The sequence below is a fragment of the Clostridium sp. Marseille-P7770 genome (assembly GCF_902143525.1).
Lineage (GTDB): Bacteria > Bacillota > Clostridia > Lachnospirales > Lachnospiraceae > Pilosibacter.
Genome location: NZ_CABFVC010000002.1, coordinates 538,501 through 554,747 on the forward strand (window position 1 = coordinate 538,501; position 16,247 = coordinate 554,747).

At 49.6% G+C, this 16,247-nt stretch carries 15 protein-coding genes and 1 tRNA gene; 14 read left to right on the forward strand and 2 right to left on the reverse strand.

The window, feature by feature from the left end:
- Positions 1–40: 40 nt before the first annotated feature.
- The 4 genes from FN001_RS18595 to FN001_RS06285 all read left to right on the forward strand — a co-directional run bounded on the left by FN001_RS18595 (position 41) and on the right by FN001_RS06285 (position 3,794).
- Entirely contained in the window at positions 41–175 is a 135-nt protein-coding gene (locus FN001_RS18595) for a hypothetical protein (RefSeq protein ID WP_279230954.1), read from the forward strand.
- A 46-nt stretch (positions 176–221) separates the two neighbouring features.
- On the forward strand, positions 222–488 hold the full coding sequence (locus tag FN001_RS06270) for a hypothetical protein (protein ID WP_142411186.1): 267 nt from the start codon (positions 222–224) through the stop codon (positions 486–488).
- An 819-nt stretch (positions 489–1,307) separates the two neighbouring features.
- Complete coding sequence (locus tag FN001_RS06275) at positions 1,308–2,318, forward strand: zinc-dependent alcohol dehydrogenase (protein WP_142411187.1); 1,011 nt, start codon at positions 1,308–1,310, stop codon at positions 2,316–2,318.
- Positions 2,319–3,023: 705 nt separating this feature from the next.
- Entirely contained in the window at positions 3,024–3,794 is a 771-nt protein-coding gene (locus tag FN001_RS06285) for a TraX family protein (RefSeq protein WP_142411188.1), read from the forward strand.
- Positions 3,795–3,894: 100 nt separating this feature from the next.
- Here FN001_RS06285 and FN001_RS18390 read toward each other — a convergent pair whose 3' ends face one another.
- A complete protein-coding gene (locus tag FN001_RS18390) occupies positions 3,895–5,823 on the reverse strand; it encodes an alpha/beta hydrolase family protein (protein WP_243121948.1) in 1,929 nt (642 codons plus the stop codon).
- 377 nt (positions 5,824–6,200) lie between these two features.
- Here FN001_RS18390 and FN001_RS06295 point away from each other — a divergent pair, with 377 nt between their 5' ends.
- Positions 6,201–6,929 carry a YebC/PmpR family DNA-binding transcriptional regulator gene (locus FN001_RS06295; RefSeq protein WP_015554900.1) on the forward strand — a complete coding sequence of 243 codons (729 nt, stop codon included), beginning with the start codon at positions 6,201–6,203 and terminating at the stop codon, positions 6,927–6,929.
- A gap of 210 nt (positions 6,930–7,139) precedes the next feature.
- Positions 7,140–8,762, forward strand: a complete 1,623-nt coding sequence (locus FN001_RS06300) for a Na+/H+ antiporter NhaC family protein (RefSeq protein WP_486463487.1) — start codon at positions 7,140–7,142, stop codon at positions 8,760–8,762.
- Positions 8,763–8,814: 52 nt separating this feature from the next.
- Here the strand turns inward: FN001_RS06300 and FN001_RS06305 are convergent.
- Positions 8,815–8,888: transfer RNA gene (locus FN001_RS06305), tRNA-Pro, on the reverse strand.
- 132 nt (positions 8,889–9,020) lie between these two features.
- Between FN001_RS06305 and FN001_RS06310 the strand changes: the two genes are divergently transcribed.
- The 8 genes from FN001_RS06310 to FN001_RS06345 all read left to right on the forward strand — a co-directional run bounded on the left by FN001_RS06310 (position 9,021) and on the right by FN001_RS06345 (position 16,189).
- On the forward strand, positions 9,021–9,395 hold the full coding sequence (locus tag FN001_RS06310; RefSeq protein WP_118297825.1) for a DUF3783 domain-containing protein: 375 nt from the start codon (positions 9,021–9,023) through the stop codon (positions 9,393–9,395).
- Between the two features lie 131 nt (positions 9,396–9,526).
- On the forward strand, positions 9,527–11,008 hold the full coding sequence (gene pap, locus FN001_RS06315; protein WP_142411189.1) for a polyphosphate:AMP phosphotransferase: 1,482 nt from the start codon (positions 9,527–9,529) through the stop codon (positions 11,006–11,008).
- A complete protein-coding gene (locus tag FN001_RS06320) occupies positions 11,005–12,237 on the forward strand; it encodes a BaiN/RdsA family NAD(P)/FAD-dependent oxidoreductase (protein ID WP_142411190.1) in 1,233 nt (410 codons plus the stop codon). The genes pap and FN001_RS06320 overlap by 4 nt, the downstream gene beginning before the upstream one ends.
- Positions 12,238–12,291: 54 nt before the next feature.
- Positions 12,292–12,963, forward strand: a complete 672-nt coding sequence (cmk, locus tag FN001_RS06325; protein WP_118297828.1) for a (d)CMP kinase — start codon at positions 12,292–12,294, stop codon at positions 12,961–12,963.
- Position 12,964: 1 nt separating this feature from the next.
- Positions 12,965–13,810 carry a 4-hydroxy-3-methylbut-2-enyl diphosphate reductase gene (gene ispH / locus FN001_RS06330; protein ID WP_118513519.1) on the forward strand — a complete coding sequence of 282 codons (846 nt, stop codon included), beginning with the start codon at positions 12,965–12,967 and terminating at the stop codon, positions 13,808–13,810.
- A complete protein-coding gene (gene rpsA / locus FN001_RS06335; protein WP_118297830.1) occupies positions 13,798–14,877 on the forward strand; it encodes a 30S ribosomal protein S1 in 1,080 nt (359 codons plus the stop codon). Before ispH ends, rpsA begins: the two co-directional genes overlap by 13 nt.
- Positions 14,878–15,192: 315 nt before the next feature.
- Positions 15,193–15,927 (forward strand): hypothetical protein, encoded by a 735-nt coding sequence (locus FN001_RS06340; protein WP_142411191.1) that lies wholly within the window; start codon positions 15,193–15,195, stop codon positions 15,925–15,927.
- A gap of 55 nt (positions 15,928–15,982) precedes the next feature.
- Complete coding sequence (locus FN001_RS06345; RefSeq protein WP_185911852.1) at positions 15,983–16,189, forward strand: small, acid-soluble spore protein, alpha/beta type; 207 nt, start codon at positions 15,983–15,985, stop codon at positions 16,187–16,189.
- Positions 16,190–16,247: the final 58 nt, after the last annotated feature.

The window sequence follows — 16,247 nt, forward strand, 5'->3', positions numbered from 1 at the left end:
TTCTATAATAAGCTCATAGTTAAGGCGAAAGGAGAAGCCTATGAAAAAAGCAGTATTGACTACCGGCTGCGGAGTCGGTGTGATTGTAGGCGCGCTTTTGATTTGGAAGTTCGTGTTTCCGCTCATTGGCTGCACGCTCCAACATATTTGGGGATTTCTGACCGTGCTGCTGTAAGAAAAGCAACAAGAAATATGTTTATAACAAACAGGAGGCTATCATTATGAGCGAGTATAAACTGAAGCCCGGTAAGCTGGGCAAGAAGATCATGGATACCTATCAGGGCATTGAGGACAAGTTCGTAGACAAATTTCTGGAGGAAGATGGTTCGCTGAAAACCGGCGGCATGGCAGAAAAAGCAACCGCAGCCTACCATAAGGTCGAAGATACCGTGGTCGGTGGATATAAGAAGGTGGAAAACGCCTTCGTGGATGCGTTCCTTGAGAAAGTGGATGAGCCAGAATCCAAGGATTCTGAGGAAAAGAAGTAATGCCAAGCAAAGAACGGCAGGTACAGTTCAAATGTGCCTGCCGTTCCCTTTTATTTTTAAGATTATAGAAACACAACGCCAATAAAACGCAAAAATTGATTGGGTATTCTATAAAACGAAAATAATTCTCAGGAGAATCGCCCATGAAATCGATTTATATTATGCTGACGCGGTCGGAAACTATCATCATATTCCCTGCGCTGTGTATGAACTGAAGGTCGAAAACGATGCCTACGAAGCAGCCCGCAAGGAGGTCGCTTCCATTATGGCAAATGCAGACCAATATCATTTCAATATTTTCGACCTTTTGCTATGTCGTTTCGGAATACCGTATCATCGCAAACCATTTAATAAATTGCAAACAGGATTCAAGCATTCGGCAAACAATCCTATTGTATGATTCAATCATCAAAAATGTCCAGAAGCCAACGTGGTTTATGGCGTTTCAAACTGAAAGGAGGAGCTTCGCAATGCTGAAATGGATCATCGGTATCGGTGCTGTCGTTATCGCCGCCGTTGGCGCAGTGGCTGCTTTCTTTAAGCATCGCAGATAATGAAAAGAGCCAAAAACAACGAAAGCAATTTGGTAAGAATGAAAGCTGTCATCATTGTTGCAGTGATCGTTATTGCCGTAATTGGCGTGATCGCGGCAATCGTTAAGAGCCACAAGTGATTATTCCATAGCTGCCCATGGTTTTTGCCGTGGGCAGCTATGTTTAATATTTCTCAAACAAAACTGAAACACGCGGACAATCTTCCGGATATATAATTACCGTGCAGGCTGAAAAATGCCGAGTCTAATCTTGTGAGGAAAACGCAATGAAAGCTGCGATTTATTATGGACAGAAGGATGTCCGTCTGGAAGAATTGGAAACGCCGGTAGCCGGTGACAATGATATTGTGGTGAAGAACCTCTATGCCAGCATCTGCGGTACAGATGTAGCGGTTTACACGCATGGCCCTCATACCGGGCACCGGATCACAGTAGGCAGCGAATTCGGTCATGAGATGATCTCCGAAGTTGTGCAGGTTGGTAAGAATGTAAAAGACATTGAGCCAGGTATGATCGTCTATCCCTACCCCCGGCTTGCCAAGGGTGACCCAAAGCGGGCAGGAACAGTGGGCGGCTTCTCTGAGTATGTCCTGATCCCCAACGCAGAGTTGGACAAGCAGGTATATGATATTCCTGCAAAAATCCCTGTGCGGGAAGCCTGCCTGATTGAGCCGTTCACGGTGGGCTTCCGCGCCGCTCGCCGTGCCGAGCCAAAACCGGGAGAAAATGCCATCGTATTTGGTGCCGGTACGATTGGCATTGCCGCAGCCATCGGTCTGAAATACTTCGGCTGCAAGGAAGTTATGATTTGCGACCACTCGGATTTTCGGCTGGAAAAAGCAAAGCATCTGGGCTTTGCCACCTGCAACAATAGCCGTGAGGATTTGAAGGAAGCGGCAATGGCAGTGTTTGGCACAGCCCCCTCCCGTTTCGGCCCGACAGCAAATGCGTCCATTTACATTGACGCTGCCGGAGCCGAGCCGATTCTGGAGCTGTATCAATCCATGGGCAAAATTGAGAGCCGCATGGTGGTAGTTGCCGTTCGTGCAGGCAAACGCCCGGTGGATGTGCTGGAAATGACCTATTCCCAGCACGCACTCATTGGCTCCGGAGGTTATAATCCGCAGGATGTGGAGGATGTCATTGCGGTGATGGTGCAAAAAAAGTGGGACATTGAATCCATCATCACGGATGAGTTCCCGCAAGAGCAGATCACGCAGGCCATTGAGCGTGCAGCAGATGTAGATCATGCGCTGAATGTGGTGATTCGGTACTAAACACAGGTGGTGATACGCATTGGCAGAAAGTCTCCTGGATTACTTGGCGAAAGAATTAAACCTCGCTTATGTTTCTGATTTACACAAGAATACATACCGAGAATCAATGAAGTACATGATAGAAAATTTAGATTGTCGGCAATTTTCCCTGTTTGACTGGAATGACAGAATCGCCTATTTGTTGGGGAAACCCATGAACTTTCAGGATTGCAGTGCGGCGCAAGCGTTTCTGATTGCACAAATCTAAACAAGTTCCAGATTTAGAGGGAGGCCTTTTGAGAAGCCCCCGTCATCATCAAATATCCCGTCAGGCAGATGACCGCCAAGAACTCAGGCGCTACCTACGCCTGTATCAATCAGGGACAGGAGGTTTGCTCTCAAGAAATCGAGCAACGATCAATCTGCATGAATGCAGATATTGGACAGGTTTTGCAGAGCTTGTCCGATGCTGCAATTCAATAAAAGAAAGCAGTTCTACCACGCATGTATTGTGTGATAGAACTGCTTTTGTTTCGTGAGCCCGGCGGCTAATAAGGCTTCAAACTCTTTAGGGCATACAGAAATTCCTCCCAGCTGATGGATTCGATTTTGACAGGCGTGAACGTGAGATGGCAGGCAGAAGAATCATTGTCACTGATAAGGATTTGACCAGAGACGGTAAATGGAAGTATAATTGGACTGAGAGAAAACAACAGGAGTGACAATATGGTAAAAAATCAAGTACATTCATCTCGGTCAGGAACCTTTGACATCAGTGCGGCAATGCTCCATATCATCGCCATGACATTTATGCTGATGGATCATCTCTGGGCTACGCTTCTTCCGGCTCAGGACTGGCTGACTTGCGTAGGAAGGCTCGCGTTTCCCATCTTTGCATTTATGGCAGTGGAAGGATATTTTTACACGCACAGCTTTAAAAAGTACATTCTCAGGCTGCTGCTGTTTGCGGTGCTGTCGGAGATACCCTTTGATCTGATGTATGGTGGAACCTGGTTTTATCCGTTTCATCAGAATGTGATCTGGACGCTGTTGATAGGACTCGCTGGAATCCATTTGATGGAAAAAGCTCGAAAAAAACAGAAGCTTACGATCTTTCTGCCGACGGCGGTTCTGGCCGTGTTGGTTGGAAGTGCACTTGGGACGGTAGGAATGGCAGATTACTACGGTGCCGGTGTATTGACACTGTTTATTTTTTACTTTTTCCGGGGAAGAAAATGGTGGTGTTTTTCCGGACAGCTTCTGGCGCTCTATTGGGTCAATGTAGAGCTGCTGGGAGGTCTGATGTACCCCATCCGGCTTTTTGGGATGGACTTTGAACTCTGCCAGCAGGGACTTGCATTGCTTTCACTGCTTCCGATCTGGCTGTATCGTGGACGGCAGGGCTGCCATACGAAAGTCTTCCAGTATAGCTGTTATGCGTTTTATCCGGTCCATATGCTGATTCTTGCATTGGTGCTGAATTATGTAAATCGATAATGATAAGATCTGCGGCTGCAGGGAATACGACCCTGCAGCCATTTTTTATTAACAGGAAACCTTGTGGCACATATAAAAAAGAACGGTAGGATCGTTTCCTTTATTTTAAATATTCATCCATCCAGTTCATGATCTCCGTCATCCGGTCAATCCTGTTCTCCGGCTTTCCGCCTCTGGACAGCTCATGGTTTTCTCCATGGAACAGGCAAAGCTTCGACGGACAGCCGTTCCGCTTGATGGCGCTGAACATGGCGAGTCCTTCTGCCATATAGCAGCGGTAGTCCTCATCAGAGTGGATAAAGAGTGTCGGTGTCTTGCAGTTCGGCGCAAACTGGAGCGGAGACTGCTTCCAGAGAAGCTCCACATCGGTCCTCGTATTGGCTCCCTGGTTGTTTAAGATGAAGGTGTGTCCGATATCGGAGTTGTGCTCAAAGGATACCCAGTTAGAGATGGAACGCTGGGAAGCGGCGGCATGGACCCGGTCTGTATGTCCGATGATCCAGTTTGTCATGAATCCGCCGTAGGAACCGCCTGCGACACCGAGATGTTCCGGATCGATCATTGGGTACCGCTTCAGGACTTCATCCGTGAAATCCATCAGGTTCTGATAGTCCACAGTTCCGTAGATTCCGTTGATATTTCCAAAGTCCGTACCCCGTCCGTCAGATCCTCTCGGGTTGCAGAAGAACACAAAATATCCGCGGTTTGCCCACATCTGCATCTCATGATAGTAGACATCTGAATAAACGGTTCTAGGACCGCCGTGGATATTTAAGATTCCAGGATAGGACTTACCTTCCTCGAAACCTGCCGGTTTTAATACCCATCCGTGGATCTCGTACCCATCGCTGGCAGTGAATGTGAAGGATTCCGGAGTCTGGACATCGTACTCGTCGGTGAGCCAGTCATTCATGTGGGTCACCTGCTCGCCGTCTACAAATAGTTCCGCAATGTGGAGTCCGTGGAATTCCATGGAGGCGATGTGTCCGCCCGCGAGATCGAAGCTGTCGCAGGAGCTTCCTGCCGTCAGCGGCTCGGAGACGGTGCCGCCCCGGGAGATCTTATAGAGATGGGAAAAATCTCCTACGGTGGAGATATAGTAAAATTCTCCGTCCACAGCCTTAAATGTCTGTCCTGCGCCAAATCTGGAATCGGAGCCTACGGAGGAGCCGCCGATGGAGGACTCATAAGGATGGATCAGCTTCATGGATCCATCCGCGAGATCCATATGGTAGAAGTCACAGTATTTCGTCGTATCTTTATAGGAGTCATCCGTTGCCGCAAGGAGTGCAGTCTTTTCGTCTAAGAGGGAGACAACTCCGGTGCGCATGGAATCCGGCGCGATCAAGGTTTTCGTCTCTCCGGTGGAGAGGTTATAGAGATAAACGCCCGGACGGATCCCCATGACACTCTGTTTCCACGGATAGGCCTTGTAGAGCAGGAGGCTTCCAAGGACAGAATGCTGGGAGCAGTCAGTCCATTCGTCCGCCACGTAAGTGAGCTTATCGGATCCCATATCATAGACAGCGTAACGGTTTCTCTTCGCGTTCGTGTATCCCTGGCCATTGCCCCAGAACGGAAGCTCGTCGAAGACCTCGTAAGATTTCTTCCTTGTATCCTTGTAATTATCATGGCGGATCGTCAGGAGGTAACGCCCGTCCGGGAGAAGACGGATCCCTGTGACGGAAGCCGGAACCGATGCGCGGCATGAGGCTTCGCCGCCGGACGGGGAGATTTCATAAAAGAAAGAAGTGCCGGTTTCTTTTTCCTTTTTAAGGGCCGCAGTCCGGGCCGCAGTAAAGATCAGCGTATTTTCTGCTGTCCAGGACCAGATCTTCGCGTCACCGGCGCAGGTGACACGGGAGACAGTCTTCTTCCCGAGATCATACAGGTACAGGTCAGACAGATAGCCATTGGTCTCCCGGTCCGGTACGGATATCGTGAAGGCGATCTTCGTTCCATCGGGTGAGAAATGTGGGTTGCTTAAAAAACGGAACTTCAGGAATGTGTCGATTTCAAGCTTCTTCATCGTCATGTCCTCCATAATTAATATTTTGTAATAGGAAATCCGAGGAATTCCCTATTATACAAACAGGCACTAATGTGCCAATGATGCGCACTTGCGCAAAAATGCAGGTCAGATGCATCCATCCACAGAATCTGCCGGGCTGACCCCGGAAGATCATAGGCCGGAAGGCACTGGATCGTTATGAAATGAGTATAAATACTCAGAGTGGAATGTGTCAAGGAAAAGTGGAGCAGGGGTATCCGGAAAAAGCGCTTGCCATATCGGAAAAATGATGTTAAAATGTTTTAGACTATGTATAATGCGCACGAAAAGGTCCCCGAGACCGGTGCACGAGAGATAAAAAAGAGCGAGATGCGAAGAGAAAGGAAGATAAATCGATGTCAGGACATAATAAGTTTTCCAACATCAAACACAAGAAAGAGAAAAACGACGCAGCAAAGGGTAAAATCTTTACCGTAATCGGAAGAGAGATCGCTGTCGCAGTTAAAGAGGGCGGCGCTGATCCGGCTAACAACAGCAAACTGCGTGATGTAATTGCAAAAGCGAAAGCAAACAACATGCCGAACGATACCATCGACCGCGGTATCAAAAAAGCTGCTGGTGACTTAAACTCTGTAAACTACGAGAACTTAACATACGAAGGATACGGCCCGAGCGGTGTAGCGATTATCGTTGACACACTGACTGACAACAAGAACCGTACTGCAGCTAATGTTAGAAGCGCCTTCACAAAGGGCGGCGGAAACGTAGGTGCTCAGGGAAGCGTTTCCTTCATGTTCGACCGCAAGGGCCAGATCGTGATCGACAAAGAAGAGTGTGATATGGATGCCGACGAGCTCATGATGGCAGCGCTTGATGCAGGCGCTGAGGATTTCTCCGAGGAAGAGGACAGCTACGAGGTTATCACAGATCCGGACAACTTCAGTGCAGTCCGCGAGGCTCTCGAGAAAGCCGGAATCCCGATGGTAGAGGCTGATATTACTATGATCCCGCAGAACTGGGTAGAACTTACCGACGAGGAAGCGATCAAGAAGATGCAGAGAATCCTTGATCTCCTTGACGAGGATGATGACGTACAGGCTGTATACCACAACTGGGATGAATAAAGAATCGTAATTGTGTATGTTGTGATCCCCTTTCACCAGAATTGTACTGATGAGAGGGGATTTCTTCATGTAACAGGAAATTCCGGGGAATTCTCTGTTACATAAAAATAATCCGGCAGCCGGAAGGCACCGGACAGTCACATAAAACATAGAACTGCAGGAAAAGCGGAGAGCGTGGAACTCTCCGGAGGCAGGAGGGAGGAGTCCGTTATGACGGATATGAAGAAAAATATAAAAAGGACAGCAGTGCTTTCCGTGGTGCTGATCCTGGTGTTCGCGACAACCGTATTTGGCGCGGAGCAGACGGAAGAGTATGTGCCGGCGGTCTACGCGACGTTCTGGGCGCTCGTTCCGCCGGTCGTGGCGATCGGGCTGGCACTTGTCACAAAAGAGGTGTACAGTTCTCTGTTCGTTGGTGTTCTCATGGGTGGAATCCTGTATTCCGGTTTCAGCTTTGAGGGAACGATCACCCATATTTTTGAGGACGGAATGATCAGCGTTCTCTCTGACAGCTACAATGTGGGAATCCTGATCTTCCTTGTGATCCTTGGAACGATGGTGTGCCTGATGAACCGGGCCGGCGGGTCGGCAGCATTCGGCCAGTTTGCGGCGGATCATATTAAGGGACGCGTGGGCGCGGAGCTTGCGACGATCCTGTTGGGCTGTCTGATCTTTATCGATGATTATTTTAACTGCCTGACTGTGGGAAGCGTGATGCGCCCTGTGACAGACAAATTTAAAGTCTCAAGAGCAAAACTCGCGTACCTGATCGATGCGACGGCAGCTCCGATCTGCATTATCGCGCCGATCTCTTCCTGGGCGGCCGCGGTTACCGGATTTGTTGAGGGCGAGGACGGATTTTCTATCTTCGTGCGGGCGATCCCATACAACTTTTACGCGATCCTGACGATCGTGATGATGATCGGAATGGTACTCTTACGGACAGAATTCGGCTCTATGAAATTTCATGAGAAGAATGCGCTCAAGGGGGACCTTTATACCACGCCGGGACGTCCGTATGACACGGAGAAACAGCCGGAGGTCTCTGTCAGGGGAACTGTTCTGGATCTTCTGATCCCGATCATATCCCTGATCATCTGCTGCATGATCGGCATGCTCTATACGGGTGGATTTTTCTCAGGAGAGGATTTTGTGACAGCCTTCTCCCAGAGTGACGCGTCCCTGGGACTTACGATGGGAAGCTTTTTTGGACTTTTGATCACGATCGCTCTCTATCAGGTGCGCCGGGTCCTGAAATTCTCCGAGTGCATGGCATGTATCCCAGAAGGCTTTAAGTCCATGGTCCCGGCGATCATGATCCTGTCATTTGCCTGGACATTAAAGGCGATGACGGACAGCCTCGGCGCAGATGTCTATGTGGCGACTGTGGTTGCGTCCAGCGCCCGTTCCTTCTTAAATTTCCTTCCGGCGATCATCTTCGTTGTGGGCTGTTTCCTGGCATTTGCGACGGGAACATCCTGGGGAACCTTCGGAATCCTGATCCCGATCGTTGTTGCGGTATTTGAGAACAGCAATCCGGATCTCATGATCATCTCCATCTCCGCCTGCATGGCAGGAGCTGTCTGCGGGGATCACTGTTCCCCGATCTCTGACACGACGATCATGGCGTCTGCCGGTGCCCAGTGTGAGCATGTAAACCATGTGACGACCCAGCTTCCGTATGCGATCGTGGCTGCGGTGGTATCCTTTATCTCCTACATCATCGCAGGCTTCGTCCAGTCCGCCTGGATCGCACTTCCGATCGCGATCGCGCTGATGGTGATCACGATGCTTGTGATCCGCGGGATAAACGGGGTGCTGAAAGAAGAATAGAGAAGAAAAACAAAAAGAGCAGAGGCTTTTTCAGCCTCTGCTCTTATAAAAATCGGGGCAACAGGATTTGAACCTGCGACCTCTCGGCCCCCAGCCGAGCGCGCTACCAAGCTACGCCATACCCCGGAAGTAAATTTATTATATCAGAATCCAGGGAAAAATCAACAAAAAAATCATGGATCTTTCTGTGCCGTTGCAAAGCTGCACGGGAATTGATATAATGAAATACATGAAAACAGGAAGGAATCAGAAAAATATATGAAACCTACGATCCTTTTATACCATCTGCCAGAGGGCGAGAGACTGTTAAAGATCAAAAAAGCGCTGTTTCCGCTTGGAATGAAGCTTCGCGCAGTGAAGAAGGAAGAGTATCTGGAACCGGTGGGATATCTCGCAGGAGTGAAGGAGATCGCTTCCTGCGGCGAGATCTACGACGGAGAGGACTTTGAAAAAGAGATGATGGTGATGGCAGGTCTCACGTCCGGACAGGTGGACCGGGTGATCCTGGCGCTCAGAAAGGCAGGAGCCGGACGAATCGACTACAAGGCAGTGCTCACACCGACGAACCAGAACTGGAATGCGCTGAAATTGTATGAAGAGCTTGCGGGAGAGCACGCGCGGATGAATCAGTAAAAAGCATACCCGGACGGGAATTGGAAGAAACTGATGACAAATCGTGCCAGGGCGGAAAAGCTGCAAATAGGCATGGGAAACAAAAATGGTTAAGAATGTCTGATCGGACCATAGAGTGGAGGAATCAGCCGATGAAAGATGAAAAAAAGCAGAAAAAAGAAGTCCTGAAAAAAGAGATGGAAAGACTCGGAAGCCTGCAGCGGGAATGTAAGGAGGAAAAGATCCCGGTCTATATCCTGTTTGACGGGTATGATGGCGCCGGAAAGGGCGTTCAGATCGGGCGTCTCATGCAGGCGCTTGATCCGAGAGGATTTGACGTTTACACCGGAGACAAGGATACCGAGGAGGAGGCACTCCGCCCGTTCCTCTGGAGGTTTGCGGTTCATGCTCCGGCAGCGGGGCGGATCGCGATCTATGACACGAGCTGGTACCGGAGAGTCCAGGCGGACCGCTTTGAGGGGATCCTGAAGGAGAAACAGGTGGATGCAGCGTTTGAGGATATTCTTGCATTTGAACGCTGTCTCGTGGACGGCGGAACAGTCATCGTGAAGCTGTTCCTCGAAATATCGGAAAAAGAACAGGCAAAACGGTTTGAAAAACTCCTGGGATCAAAGGATACCGCATGGCGCGTGACAGAAAAAGAGCGTGAGAGGAACGCCCACTACGGAAAATACAAAAAGATCAGCGACGAGATGATCCGCCGGACCGATATGCCTTACGCACCTTGGTATGTGATCGATGCGAAGGATAAGACGGAAACGGCCCTTACAGTGATAAAGACGGTGGCGGATGTTCTGGAAAAGGCGCTTGAGAAAAAACGGGCAGGAAAAGAGCCGGAACTTTTTGAAGCTCCGCTCCCGCCGGACCGGTATGAAAAAGGGGTTCTTGCGAAAGCGGATCTTACGAAGAGCCTCAAGGAGGCAGAGTACCGGAAAAAACTGGCAAAGATCCAGAAACGCCTGGAGACGCTCCACGGGGAACTCTATCGTCTGCGGATCCCGGTGATCCTGGGATTCGAGGGATGGGATGCGGCTGGAAAAGGCGGCGCGATCAAGCGTCTGACAAGCCACCTCGACCCGAGAGGTTACAAGGTCTGCCCGACGGCATCCCCGAATGACCTGGAAAAATCCCACCACTATCTCTGGAGATTCTGGAACAATGTGCCGAAGGCCGGACATATCGCGATCTTCGACCGGACCTGGTACGGAAGAGTCATGGTGGAGAGGATCGAGGGATTCTGCTCCGAGGCAGACTGGCATCATGCCTACCGGGAGATCAACGAGATGGAAACGCATTTCGTCAATTCCGGAGCACTTGTCCTGAAATTCTGGATCCAGATCGACAAAGATGAGCAGGAACGGCGCTTCAATGACAGGATGAAAAATCCGGAGAAACAGTGGAAGATCACGGACGAGGACTGGAGAAACCGGGAGAAGTGGGATTCCTATGTCCTTGCAGTGAATGAAATGCTGGAAAAGACCTCCACGAAGGACGCACCCTGGATCGTCGTGGAAGGAAATTCCAAATGGTATGCGAGGATCAAGGTCCTCGAGACTGTGGCGGATGCCATGGAGAAAAAGATAAAAGAAGTGGAAAAAGATAAGAAGAAATGAGTAAAGTTGTGATTATCGGCGGCGGGGCAGCGGGAATGGCTGCTGCCATCGGCGCCGCGGAGTGCGGACATGACGTCTCCGTCTATGAAAAAAATGAAAAGCTTGGAAAAAAGATCTATATTACAGGAAAAGGAAGATGCAACCTGACAAACGGCTGCGATACGGAGGACCTGTTCAGACACATGGTCTCCAACGGAAAATTCCTCTACAGTGCGATCTACGGGTTCACGAATTTCGATATCGTGGATCTCGTGGAGGCAAATGGCTGTCCGGTAAAGGAAGAGCGCGGCGCAAGGATGTTCCCGGTATCGGATCATGCATCCGATGTGACAGGGGCTCTGGAGCGGAAGATGAGATCCCTCGGCGTAAAGATCTTTCTGAATGAGCCGGTAAAGGATATCGTGATCCGCGAGGAAAAGGCAGCCGGGATCATCCTGGAAAAATCAGGAAAGACCGTAGAGGCCGACGCGGTGGTGATCGCCACAGGCGGACTTTCCTACCCGTCTACAGGGTCTACCGGGGACGGATACCGGTTTGCAAAGGAGGCAGGCCATACGGTGACACCGCTGTCACCGGCGCTTGTCCCGTTCGTGTGTGCGGAGGACGATGTGAAAGAGCTTCAGGGACTTTCCCTGAGAAATATAGAGGTGACGGTCTGGAACGGAAAGAAGGTTCTCTGGAAAGAATTCGGGGAAATGCTGTTTACCCATTTTGGCGTCAGCGGACCGGTCGTTTTAAGCGCCAGCAGCTATGCTGCGAAGATCATCAGAAAAACGCCTCTTAAGATGGATATCGACCTGAAACCGGCGCTCTCGAAAGAGCAGCTGGACGCCAGGATCCTGCGGGATTTCGATGAGGCGAAGAATAAGCAGTTCAAGAACGCGCTGAACCATCTCTTCCCGGCAAAACTGATCCCTGTGATGATCAAAAGAAGCGGGATCGATCCGGAAAAACAGGTCAATGAGGTGACGGCTGAGGAGCGGAAGCGCCTGGTCGACCTCACGAAGGCATTCACGGTAACGCTCACAGGACTTCGCGGATATAATGAGGCGATCGTGACCCAGGGCGGCGTGAACGTGAAGGAAGTGAATCCGTCCACGATGGAGTCGAAGAAGTTAAAAGGTCTCTACTTCGCCGGAGAGGTCCTTGACCTGGACGGCGTCACCGGCGGATTCAACCTGCAGATCGCCTGGTCGACGGGAATGCTGGCCGGAAGAAGTGCGGAATAAATGAACAGTCACGAATAAATAAAAAAACTTGAAATAAACTAAGGGGAGAATGACATGTCTTTTAATGTAGCGATCGACGGCCCGGCAGGGGCCGGAAAGAGTACCGTGGCAAAATCTGTCGCGGCACTGAAAAACTTTATCTATGTGGACACCGGAGCGATGTACCGGGCCATGGCACTCTATTTTCTTCGAAAAGGCATCGACAAAACGGACGAGAGTGCGATCAACGCCGCGCTGGGGCAGGTGGAGATCACGATCCGCTATGAGAACGGTGCGCAGCAGGTGATCTTAAACGGTGAGAATGTGTCCGGTCTGATCCGCACCGAGGAGGTAGGAAATATGGCGTCTGCGACTTCTGTCTATAAAAAGGTCCGGGAGAAGCTTGTAGAACTCCAGAAGGAGCTGGCAAGACAGGCGGACGTCATCATGGACGGCCGCGATATCGGAACCTGCGTCCTTCCGGATGCCGACGTGAAGGTGTATCTGACTGCAAGCTCCGCAGTCCGTGCAAAACGCCGCTACAATGAGCTCAAAGAGAAAGGGACTGACTGTGATCTCGACGAGATCGAGAAGGACATCATCGACCGGGACTACCGGGATATGCACCGGGAGAATTCTCCGTTAAAGCAGGCGGAGGATGCGGTGCTTCTTGACAGCTCCGACATGACTCTGAAGGAAGTTGTGGACGCGATCGTTGCGATGATCGAGAAAAAGCAGGGTGCGTGACATGGAAGTAACAGTGGCAAAGACAGCGGGCTTCTGCTTTGGCGTGAAGCGTGCTGTGGAAAAAGTATATGAGCAGATCGGAAAGACGGAAAAACCGATCTACACCTACGGTCCGATCATCCACAATGAACAGGTCGTGGGGGATCTTCAGGAAAAAGGAGTGGAGGTCATCGACACTCTGGAAGAGCTGAAGACGATCCGCGATGCTGTTGTTGTGATCCGTTCCCACGGTGTCGGAAAAGACGTCTATGATATTTTAAAAGAAAACGGAGTGGAGATCGTCGACGCCACATGTCCGTATGTAAAAAAGATCCACCGGATCGTGGAAAAACAGACCGCAGAGGGAAGAAGAGTCCTGATCGTCGGCAGTGAGGACCATCCGGAAGTGCAGGGCATCAAGGGCTGGGGTGATGAGAGGACAAAAGTCATCGAAAACATGGATGATTTCCGCAGACTGGAATTACCGGAGGACGAAAAGCTTTGTATCGTATCCCAGACGACATTTAATTACAAGAAATTTCAAGATCTAGTTGAAAAAATTTCTAAAACGCGGTATGATATAACTGTTTTAAATACGATTTGCAATGCAACACAGGAAAGACAAGTGGAAGCGATGAGGATAGCCTCGCAGGTGGACGTGATGCTGGTTATCGGCGGGAAACACAGCTCGAATACCCAGAAGCTATACGATATCTGCCGGAAGGAATGTAAAAACACCTATTACATCCAGACTCTGGGCGACTTTAATCCTGAATGTATTAGTTCTGTGCGCAGTGTAGGTATTACGGCCGGGGCGTCAACCCCAAACAATATTATCGAGGAGGTTCATACTAAATGTCAGAATTAAGTTTTGAACAAATGTTAGAAGAATCATTAAAAACAATACGTACAGGAGAGGTTGTCACCGGTAAGGTCATTGACGTAAAAGAAGACGAAATCGTTTTAAATATTGGTTACAAGTCTGATGGCATCATTACCCGCAGTGAATACACAAACGAGTCCAATGTAGACTTAAGAAATCTTGTACATGTTGGTGACGAGATGGAAGCCAAAGTCGTAAAGGTGAACGACGGTGAAGGTCAGGTTGCTCTTTCTTACAAGAGACTGGCTGCAGACAGAGGAAATAAGAGACTTGAGGAAGCATTTGAGAACCATGAAGTTCTTACTGCAAAGGTTTCCCAGGTTCTTGACGGCGGTTTAAGCGTGATCGTGGACGAAGCAAGAATCTTCATCCCGGCAAGCCTTGTATCCGACGTATATGAGAAAGATTTATCCAAATATGCTGATAAAGAGATCGAATTCGTGATCACAGAATTCAATCCGAGAAGAAGAAGAGTCATCGGTGACCGCAAGCAGCTTATCGTTGCTAAGAAGGCTGAGATGCAGAAAGCTCTCTTCGAGAAGATCGCTGTAGGCGACAAGGTAGAAGGAACTGTTAAGAACGTAACTGATTTCGGTGCATTCATCGATCTCGGCGGTGCTGACGGTTTACTCCACATCTCCGAGATGTCCTGGGGCAGAATCGAGAACCCGAAGAAAGTATTTAAGGTTGGCGATAAGGTAACAGCTCTCATCAAAGACATCAACGGTGAGAAGATTGCCCTTTCCATGAAGTTCCCGGAGACAAATCCGTGGGCAAACGCTGCTGAGAAGTACGCAGTAGGCAACGTAGTTACTGGTAAAGTAGCTCGTATGACTGACTTTGGTGCATTTGTTGAGCTTGAGCCGGGCGTAGACGCTCTGCTTCACGTATCCCAGATCTCCAGAGAGCACGTTGCAAAACCGGCTGATGTACTTTCCATCGGTCAGGAGATCACTGCAAAGATCGTTGACTTCAACGAGGCAGACAGAAAGATCAGCTTAAGCATGAAGGCTCTTGAGGCTGACAACGCACAGGAGCAGACAGAGGAGTAATCCGGAAGTCTTTGATCTGAAATGAATTTTTTGGGACATCACAGTTGTGATGTCCCTTTTTTGGTTTAACGGGAAATTTCAACGGAACTCCCTGTTAAGCAAAAGGGCATTGCCTGCCCGGGGTGCGCACTCCAAAGTGCCCGGATTGCCGCAGAAATGCCGCAATCCGGATCCTTTCTACAAAAATGCGTAAGGGATTTGTAAATGAAATCCTAGTATATTTTCAAGAATTATATGCTAAGATATGCCTACAAAAAAGAAAACAGCTGCGACAACTTTTTTGAAATCTGGAAAATTTGAGGAGGAACTGATATTATGAAGAATATGAAAAAAATGACTGCGCTGGCATGTGCAGCGATGATGATGGCATCTATGGGAATTACCGGATGTGCAAAGGCGGACGGACAGACAAAGGAAGAGACAAAAGCTGTTGTCGTTGAGACTCCGGCAGGAACGGAAACTTCCGCAACGACAGAAAATGAGGCGACAATGCTTCCAGGCGGCGAAAACCCGGAGGGCACAGGAGCGGAGGCAGAGAGTGAATACGCTCCGTTTGTCGGCACCGTTGTTTCCATGGAAAACGGTGAGCTTACGATGAACCGCCAGGTCGGGGATTCCACCGAGGAAGTGATCATCACGATCTCTGATGATACAAAGATCCTCGACGGCGTCAACGGTTACCCGGTTGAAACAGATACTCTGACGGAAGGAAAAGCAGTGAACGTTTATGTGGGACCGGCGATGACAATGAGTCTGCCGCCGATCGCGAACGGGATCATGATCATCACGGATGTTCCGGAGGACGCGGCGTTCCCGAAATATACCCAGGTAGAGAGCCTTGATCAGGGAAGTGCAGACGGAGAGTTCGTTTTAACAACCGTGGATGGCAGCGAATACACGATCACGGCTGAGACAAGACTTCTTCCGTATCTGACTAAAAATATCGTTTCCGAGGAAGATCTCACAGAGGGAACCGATATCCTCGTCTGGACATCTGCAGATGATGCCGCAAAGACAGAGAAGATCGTGATCTTCCAGAGCGGAAACTAAGGGAATAAAAAGACAGGATCCGGGCATACTTCCTTTACGGAAGGAGTGTGGACCATTGTCTAAAAAGAAAAGGGAACCGATCGATCCGGAGCATATAAAGCCGGAGGATCGGATGAAATTTGAGATCGCGAAGGAACTGGGACTTGCCGACAAGGTTGTAGCCGGCGGGTGGAGGTCACTCACTGCAAAGGAGAGCGGACGGATCGGCGGTCTTATGACAAAAAAGAAAAGAGAGCTGTCTGCGGGGGAAGAACACAACTGATGAGGAGAAAAAGGGAAATTTTCGGACCGAAAATTCCTACCCGCAAAAAGTAACAGGA

Coding starts and splice junctions, on each gene's coding strand:
- FN001_RS18390 (WP_243121948.1), bottom strand. CDS start 5,823: ATGAAGAAGCTTGAAATCGACACATTCCTGAAGTTCCGTTTTTTAAGC.
- FN001_RS06340 (WP_142411191.1), top strand. CDS start 15,193: ATGAAGAATATGAAAAAAATGACTGCGCTGGCATGTGCAGCGATGATG.
- FN001_RS06285 (WP_142411188.1), top strand. CDS start 3,024: ATGGTAAAAAATCAAGTACATTCATCTCGGTCAGGAACCTTTGACATC.
- ispH (WP_118513519.1), top strand. CDS start 12,965: ATGGAAGTAACAGTGGCAAAGACAGCGGGCTTCTGCTTTGGCGTGAAG.
- FN001_RS06270 (WP_142411186.1), top strand. CDS start 222: ATGAGCGAGTATAAACTGAAGCCCGGTAAGCTGGGCAAGAAGATCATG.
- rpsA (WP_118297830.1), top strand. CDS start 13,798: ATGTCAGAATTAAGTTTTGAACAAATGTTAGAAGAATCATTAAAAACA.
- FN001_RS06275 (WP_142411187.1), top strand. CDS start 1,308: ATGAAAGCTGCGATTTATTATGGACAGAAGGATGTCCGTCTGGAAGAA.
- pap (WP_142411189.1), top strand. CDS start 9,527: ATGAAAGATGAAAAAAAGCAGAAAAAAGAAGTCCTGAAAAAAGAGATG.
- cmk (WP_118297828.1), top strand. CDS start 12,292: ATGTCTTTTAATGTAGCGATCGACGGCCCGGCAGGGGCCGGAAAGAGT.
- FN001_RS06320 (WP_142411190.1), top strand. CDS start 11,005: ATGAGTAAAGTTGTGATTATCGGCGGCGGGGCAGCGGGAATGGCTGCT.
- FN001_RS18595 (WP_279230954.1), top strand. CDS start 41: ATGAAAAAAGCAGTATTGACTACCGGCTGCGGAGTCGGTGTGATTGTA.
- FN001_RS06300 (WP_486463487.1), top strand. CDS start 7,140: ATGACGGATATGAAGAAAAATATAAAAAGGACAGCAGTGCTTTCCGTG.
- FN001_RS06295 (WP_015554900.1), top strand. CDS start 6,201: ATGTCAGGACATAATAAGTTTTCCAACATCAAACACAAGAAAGAGAAA.
- FN001_RS06310 (WP_118297825.1), top strand. CDS start 9,021: ATGAAACCTACGATCCTTTTATACCATCTGCCAGAGGGCGAGAGACTG.